This window comes from Acetobacter estunensis, from assembly GCF_011516945.1.
Classification (GTDB): Bacteria; Pseudomonadota; Alphaproteobacteria; order Acetobacterales; family Acetobacteraceae; genus Acetobacter; species Acetobacter estunensis.
Genome location: NZ_WOTH01000022.1, coordinates 42,517 through 49,097, shown reverse-complemented (window position 1 = coordinate 49,097; position 6,581 = coordinate 42,517). Strand labels below are relative to the sequence as shown.

General features: G+C 56.1%; 9 protein-coding genes. 4 read left to right on the top strand and 5 right to left on the bottom strand.

The genetic code is table 11. The features are described 5' to 3' along the window. Together GOB87_RS10915 and acuI are read left to right on the top strand one after the other, a co-directional pair. Window positions 1-591 (top strand): TetR family transcriptional regulator C-terminal domain-containing protein (locus GOB87_RS10915; protein WP_198911714.1); only part of this gene is annotated, 591 nt, incomplete at its 5' end. Between the two features lie 57 nt (window positions 592-648). After that, window positions 649-1,641: an acrylyl-CoA reductase (NADPH) gene (acuI, locus tag GOB87_RS10910; RefSeq protein WP_010512215.1), complete on the top strand. Its 993-nt coding sequence runs from the start codon at window positions 649-651 to the stop codon at window positions 1,639-1,641. A 31-nt stretch (window positions 1,642-1,672) separates the two neighbouring features. On the opposite strand, the gene GOB87_RS10905 is transcribed toward acuI, so the two are convergent. From GOB87_RS10905 to GOB87_RS10890, 4 genes are all read right to left on the bottom strand, one after another. Then, window positions 1,673-1,978, bottom strand: coding sequence for an ArsR/SmtB family transcription factor (locus GOB87_RS10905; RefSeq protein WP_166316431.1), 306 nt, complete (start codon window positions 1,976-1,978; stop codon window positions 1,673-1,675). Between the two features lie 118 nt (window positions 1,979-2,096). Continuing rightward, the gene (locus GOB87_RS10900; RefSeq protein WP_035367506.1) at window positions 2,097-3,221 is read right to left on the bottom strand and encodes an alkene reductase; all 1,125 of its coding nucleotides are present in this window, start codon (window positions 3,219-3,221) and stop codon (window positions 2,097-2,099) included. Window positions 3,222-3,289: 68 nt separating this feature from the next. Next, window positions 3,290-3,427 carry a hypothetical protein gene (locus tag GOB87_RS10895; RefSeq protein WP_010512211.1) on the bottom strand — a complete coding sequence of 46 codons (138 nt, stop codon included), beginning with the start codon at window positions 3,425-3,427 and terminating at the stop codon, window positions 3,290-3,292. A 106-nt stretch (window positions 3,428-3,533) separates the two neighbouring features. Beyond that, window positions 3,534-4,229 (bottom strand): O-methyltransferase, encoded by a 696-nt coding sequence (locus tag GOB87_RS10890; RefSeq protein WP_010512209.1) that lies wholly within the window; start codon window positions 4,227-4,229, stop codon window positions 3,534-3,536. Between the two features lie 69 nt (window positions 4,230-4,298). Here GOB87_RS10890 and GOB87_RS10885 point away from each other — a divergent pair, with 69 nt between their 5' ends. Next, entirely contained in the window at window positions 4,299-5,186 is an 888-nt protein-coding gene (locus GOB87_RS10885) for an AraC family transcriptional regulator (protein ID WP_198911713.1), read from the top strand. 4 nt (window positions 5,187-5,190) lie between these two features. Here the strand turns inward: GOB87_RS10885 and GOB87_RS10880 are convergent, their stop codons facing one another. Further along, window positions 5,191-5,850 (bottom strand): TetR/AcrR family transcriptional regulator, encoded by a 660-nt coding sequence (locus GOB87_RS10880; RefSeq protein ID WP_048851956.1) that lies wholly within the window; start codon window positions 5,848-5,850, stop codon window positions 5,191-5,193. 104 nt (window positions 5,851-5,954) lie between these two features. On the opposite strand from GOB87_RS10880, the gene GOB87_RS10875 reads away from it, so the two are divergent. Next, window positions 5,955-6,524 (top strand): hydrolase, encoded by a 570-nt coding sequence (locus GOB87_RS10875; protein WP_007400745.1) that lies wholly within the window; start codon window positions 5,955-5,957, stop codon window positions 6,522-6,524. Window positions 6,525-6,581: the final 57 nt, after the last annotated feature.

The following is a 6,581-nucleotide window of genomic DNA, read 5'->3' as shown; positions in this document are numbered from 1 at the left end:
AACATCAAAGAAACCAGACTGCTTCATATCGCCATTCCCTCAATCAACGCAGAAGAAATAGAATCATACAGAAGACCTCAAAACCAGGGGGTTTTTAGAACCCTCCAGGTGGTCGGGGTACCTAAAGGCTCGTTCTATTACTATTTTGAAAGCAAGGAGGCTTTTGGCGCCGAACTGATTGATCACTATGGTCATTATTTCGCACGCAAGCTGGATCGGTTCTTTGCCGATGATGGCCTCTCGCCGTTGGATCGGCTGAAAGCTTTCATGGTCGATGCAGAGGCAGCAATGGAGCGCTTTGCGTTTTCGCGCGGCTGTCTTGTTGGCAATCTGGGGCAGGAGATGGGTGCGCTTCCAGAAGCCTTTCGTCAGAAACTGAGTGATATTTTTGCAGACTGGCAACGGTGCACGGCCCTGTGTTTGCGCGCAGCGCAGGCAGCAGGTGAGATCCGCAACCATCATGATGCCGATCATCTTGCCGCGTTTTTTTGGATCGGCTGGGAAGGAGCAGTTCTCCGCGCCAAGCTCGAACGCAACAGTACCCCACTTAGAACCTTCGCAGAGGGATTTCTTGCGATGCTCCGCACCTGATCCCTTTTTTTCGGCAACACTAGACGATCGGTCTAATTATAAAGGAGGCACGGCACTATGAGCACATTTCGGGCGATCGTGATCGAGAAAAACGACACGAGTCAGATCGTTGGACTGAAAGATTTCAGCGAGGCGGATTTGATGGACGGAGACGTCACGTTTCGAGTGACGCATTCCACGGTCAACTATAAGGATGGCCTGGCTCTGACAGGCAAGGCTCCGGTCGTCCGGCGCTTTCCCATGATCCCGGGCATTGATGGTGCTGGCGTAGTTGAAGCATCAGGTCATCCGGATTTCCGCGTCGGCGACCAAGTCATCCTGAACGGCTGGGGAACGGGTGAAACACATCTCGGTTCTTATGCCGAGAAAAGCCGTGTCAAAGGGGATTGGCTCGTACCCTTGCCTGCCGGGCTGACGCCAGCCGAGGCTATGGCGATCGGCACTGCGGGCTACACTGCAATGCTCAGCGTTCTGGCGCTGGAAAAGCATGGATTGCAGCCGTCTGATGGGCCGGTAATCGTCACAGGTGCTGCTGGCGGCGTGGGTTCAGTCGCGATTGCCCTGTTGGCGAAGGCTGGCTGGCACGTCATCGCTTCGACCGGGCGGGCAGAGGAAGCAGATTATCTCAGGAGCCTCGGAGCGGCCGAAATCATTGATCGTAACGAACTTTCCGGCCCCATGCGTCCGCTCGGCAAGGAACGGTGGATCGCGGGCATCGATGCTGTGGGCTCACATACGCTCGCTAATGTGCTGTCGATGACCCGATACGGCGGTGCAGTTACGGCTTGTGGCTTGGCGCAGGGAATGGACCTGCCTGCATCGGTAGCACCGTTCATCCTGCGCGGCGTCTCGCTGCTTGGTATTGATTCGGTAATGTGTCCGAAGCCGCGTCGCCTTGAAGCCTGGGCGCGTCTTGCAACGGATCTCGATCGCGAGAAATTAGGCGAGATCACCGCGACGATCCATCTTGAGGACGTCATCACAGCCGGCCAAGATATCATTGCCGGAAAAGTGCGAGGCCGACTGGTTGTCGAGATTCAGAAAAGTTGAAAGGAGATGGAGCGGCGATTGCGATCGCCGCTCAAATCAGATCCTGCAACTGTTTCAGGAATTCCGCGATGTTCGCCTCATCGCGCTTGTAATAGGTCCAGGGGCCTATGCGCTGCGACGTGACGAGCTTGGCGCGTTGTAGTGCTGTCAGATACAGCGAAATGGTCGACTGAGACAGGCCGGCCCGCTCCTGTATGATGCTCACGCAGACACCTACCTGCTCAGGATCGACTTCCTGTTCAGGGTAATTCTTGCGAGAGTCCTTGAGCTTCGCCAAGATTGCCAGCCGGGCGGGGTTGTCCAAGGCCTTCAGTGCGTCGTTGATATCGATGCTCATGATCCTCCATATAGCGAGAAATGCCAATATAGCAATATCTCGTTTCCTTTGGGATGGACCTAATTACGCTGGAAGTGTCAGAAGCCGTGTCCAGATGTCTGGACACGGCCTGAAATCCCTAACGCTGATAGGTGGGATAGTCAGTATATCCTTTGTCGGTGCCGCCATACATGGTCGTAGGATCTACTGGATTGAGCGGCCAACCATGAGCGATGCGTTCCGGCAAATCGGGGTTTGCGATGAAGGGACGCCCGAAGGCAATCAGATCGCCCCAGCCTGCCTTGACCACGCGCACGCCACGCTCGGGAGTGTACCTGCCAGCATAGAGAACCCGGCCGCTGAAGTTTTTCCGTACGTCCGCACGGAAGGATTCAGGCAGTTCCGGCGCGTTATCCCAATCCGCCTCGGCAATCGAGACGTAAGCGACCCCAACTTTTTCGAGAACCTTTATGGCCTCAATGTAGGTCGTGTGGGGGTCTTCCTCGACAAGACCAAGATAGACGCGGTCCTCGTTGGTGGAAGCGAACAGGGGAGAAAAGCGGACTCCCATTCGCTCTTTACCGACGACATCGGCAACCGCCTGCGTCACTTCGGCCAGGAATCTCAGTCGGTTTTCCAGTGAGCCGCCATATTCATCCTCGCGCTGGTTGGTGTGGGTAGAGATGAACTGGTTTATCAGATAGCCGTTGGCGCTGTGGATCTCCACGCCGTCAAAGCCCGCATCAAGAGCATTGCGCGCTGCTTTGGCATAGAGCTGGACGAGTTCCTTGACCTCTGCGGTGGTCAGGGCGCGTGGTGCGGACGGTAGTGTGAGAGCACCCTGGCCCGGGCCGGTTTCAACGAACACTTTGACATTTTCGGCCGGGATCGCCGATGGCGCGACCGGAGCGGCTCCACCAGGCTGGAGGGAGGTGTGAGATACGCGCCCCACATGCCATAATTGCAAGAAGATGGTTCCTCCCTCGGCGTGAACGGCATCGGTGATCTTGCGCCAGCCCTCTACCTGTTCGGGACTGTAGATGCCGGGTGTCCACGCATATCCCTGTCCGCGCGGTTCGATCTGTGTCCCCTCGGTCACCATGAACCCTGCACTGGAGCGTTGGCGGTAGTAGGTCGCCATCAGATCATTGGGGATGTTTCCCGGCTGGGAGCTGCGAGAACGTGTGAGCGGGGGGAGAACGATCCGATTTCTGAGGGTATACGGACCCAGGGTCAGACTGTCGAAGAGAACCGAGTTTTGCATTTTGCTAATCCTAGATATTGGGAAACATCAATATATGAGAGCGTGAAAGGCCTCATATCCACTCGGGATCAGAACAGTCCGGCAGAAGCCTCGTTGAGCCGGCTGCGGGCATCAAGCGCTAATTTTTGGGTTTTGCGTTCAATGCCTGACCTTTTGTAACCACCGAGGCGCTCGGCGTCGGTATCGAGCTGATTGGCAAACTTCACCGGGCGTCTCCTTCTGTGGGTGAGTGACACTGCCAAACATAACTACACATCGAGATATGTCAATACCTAGGTTTTAAGATTTAATCTGGCTACTCTCCGTGTGCCATCACCCGACCCTGACAGCGAACCCGTTGCCTCGGCCTTCGTCCAGCGGCAGCGTCTGGGACAAATATCCATTCGCCGGGTTGTTCAGGTAAGCGATGTAGTCTGGATCAAACGCATTTTCGCCGAAGATCGCTGCGCCGGGTGCCAGCCGGGGTTCGATCAGTTTCAGAACTGGCAGATAGAGCGAGAACGCACCGTCGAGTAGAAGAAGATCAACCGGTCCATCAATATCGCGGAGCGTTTCAAGCGCATCGCCTTCACGAATATCCACCAGATCAGCTAAGCCTGCTGCATCAAGATTTGCCCGCGCCTGTGCCACCTTGGTGCGTTCCATTTCGCTACCGATCAACTGCCCGCCACCATTATCACGAAGGGCCGTGGCCAGATAAATGGTCGAGATTCCCATCGACGTGCCGAATTCTACGACCCGACGGGCTTTGCAGGCTCGTGTCATCATGTAGAGAAACTGACCGTAGCGCGGCGAGACGGCGAGAAAATTGTCGGCATAGTCGTGATAGACGCTCCGATAGTCGGCTCTTTCTTGGGCAAGTAGTTCTGCCATCACCTGTTCAGCCGATGTTTCCGGTGCGTTAAAGCGCGCCATCATGGTTTCCATGAGTTCGCGGTCGGACGTTTCTGCATTCCTGTGCAGCGTTTCCAGGAGGGTAATGACTGGGCTGGTGGTCAATGTGTTCACGGGGCGTCCTTTCGCAGATGTCAGGATCTTGAAAATTTTGATTGATTGTCTGCTCAGGAATAGCCCTGCATGGATATGGCGTCATTCAGATATCAGGTCAGATTATTATTCAATCTTGCCAAACTGATCCTTGCCGTCAAAAATACGTCTATGCCCATGCTGAACGAATTGTCGAAGACGGAAGACTGGATCGAACCGGATGACGTTCCCCGGGCGATCGTAACCTACGGTTATGCGGCCGGGCAGGCTGAGAGCATGGAACTGGACTTTCACAGTCATGCCAAAAGCCAGATTATGCTGGTGCAACGCGGCGCGCTTACCTGCGAAGGGGATAGCGGATTATGGGTTGTTCCGCCGCGTAGTGCCATCTGGATACCAGGCGGGGCACGCCATGCCATCAGGATAAGCGGTGCGCTTGAGGGGTATAATGCATTCATTGATCCCGCGCTTGGTCCTCCCTTGCCTGAAACCTGCTGTGCGGTCGCCGTAACGCCGCTGCTTCGCGAGCTGCTGGTTCGGGCATCCGAACTGCCACTCTACTATGAAGAAAACGGCGCAAACTCACGCCTGCTGGACGTGCTTCTTGATGAACTTGCACGGGCCAGGGTCGAGGATCTCCATCTTCCCATGCCTGTCGATAGGCGTCTTCGAGGGATTGTCAGCATTATGACTGGGGCGCCAGGTGAGCGAAAAACGCTCGATACCTGGGCCAGACAGGCCGGAGTCAGCGAGCGCACCCTGTCGCGCCTGATCAGCCAGGAGACCGGCATGAGTTTCGGACGCTGGCGGCAGCAGTTGAACGTCATGCTTGCTGTTCAATGGCTGGCAGATGGTGCGACGATCCAGCAGGTTGCGGGGCATCTAGGCTATGAGAGTGTACCGAGTTTCGTGACGATGTTCCGCAAAGTGCTGGGTATGTCTCCGGGACGTTATATGGCCGAGCGATATTCTGGATAATGGATCAGCGTGTCTTTGTTGAATTTTTGGCCATTTGTTTTCTCTGGCAGGGACCAAGTCGGGCGGAAAGATAGAGCCGATTCATGCGGCGCAGTTCATCCGGAGCACCAGGTGTTGTCGGAGCGTCCTTCAGGGTCATACCCAGCATGACCTTCATATTGTTCAGGACAACCGCCGCAATATCGCCGGCCGTCTGCTCGTCCAGTCCAGGCGCACACACCCGCAGGGCGGCCGAAATACCGGCCAGAGCCTGCTGGCGTGATCGGTCACGGATTTCCGTCCGGTCAGTATGCGCCTCCATCAGCGCCGGAAGGGATTTTACACGCGGATAAAGCACCGCCAGCAGGTCAATCAGGATGTCAGCCAGTTCTTCAGGCGAAAGATCCGCTGCACGCTTTTCCAGCGCTTCATATTCGTCATGCACGATCGCCATGTGTTGCTGCAAGAGTGCTTCCCCGACTGCCTCCTTGTTGGGGAAGAAACGGTAGAGCGAACCGATCTTCGCGCCGGCCTTGCTGGCGATCTCCGCCATTGTTGTGGCTTCGTACCCATGCTCCGCCATGAGATCGGACGCAGCCGCTAGCAACTCCGCCACTCTCTGCCTGCCGACTGCACGGCGCGGCTGAAGCGCCGCCCGCTTTCCTCTTGACGAAGTTGAGTTCATGCTCAAATAATGCTCCTGTTTGAGTGTTAACTCAATTTCTATCAACTCTGCGCCTATCGGACAACGAGTCCGTAAGTCGTATGAGCATACAGGGAAGAACCGTCATGATTTCTCTTTCAGCGCCCCGGACCGCCCTGATCCTGATTGATCTCCAGAAAGGTATTGTCGATCGGACGCTGGCTCCTTTCACGGGAGAGGCGGTTGTCGAACGCTCCAAAAAGCTTGCATCCCGGTTTCGGGCCGCAGGCTCGCCCGTCATTCTGGTCAATGTCGCCTTTGCTCCCGATTTCGCCGATGCCGTGCATACCGAGGTCGATCGTCCTTTTGCGCCGCCCCCGGGTGGATTTGCCCCTGACTGGACCGAACTGGTCGAGGGGCTGGCCGAGCCGACAGACCTGCTTGTCACAAAGAAACAGTGGGGTGCCTTCTATGGAACCGACCTGGATCTTCAGCTTCGGCGGCGCGGAATCACGACGATCGTGCTGGGTGGCATCGCAACGAATATGGGTGTCGAGTCCACCGCCCGCGCCGCACATGAGCATGGTTACGGCGTGGTGATTGCGGAAGATCTGACATCCACTTTCGCCGAAGAAATGCAGCGCTTTGCCTGTGACCATGTTTTCCCGATGCTCGGCCGCGTCACGACCAGTGACGCCATCACTCTGGAGCCCTGAGCAAAATAGCTGCTCGCGGCTCTTTAACGCCGTGACATAAATCTGAAAGCAACAGCT

Bases quoted from the DNA above. Each gene is read 5' to 3' on its own strand.
- acuI (WP_010512215.1), top strand. From the start codon at position 649: ATGAGCACATTTCGGGCGATCGTGATCGAGAAAAACGACACGAGTCAG.
- GOB87_RS10880 (WP_048851956.1), bottom strand. From the start codon at position 5,850: ATGAACTCAACTTCGTCAAGAGGAAAGCGGGCGGCGCTTCAGCCGCGC.
- GOB87_RS10885 (WP_198911713.1), top strand. From the start codon at position 4,299: ATGGATATGGCGTCATTCAGATATCAGGTCAGATTATTATTCAATCTT.
- GOB87_RS10905 (WP_166316431.1), bottom strand. From the start codon at position 1,978: ATGAGCATCGATATCAACGACGCACTGAAGGCCTTGGACAACCCCGCC.
- GOB87_RS10900 (WP_035367506.1), bottom strand. From the start codon at position 3,221: ATGCAAAACTCGGTTCTCTTCGACAGTCTGACCCTGGGTCCGTATACC.
- GOB87_RS10875 (WP_007400745.1), top strand. From the start codon at position 5,955: ATGATTTCTCTTTCAGCGCCCCGGACCGCCCTGATCCTGATTGATCTC.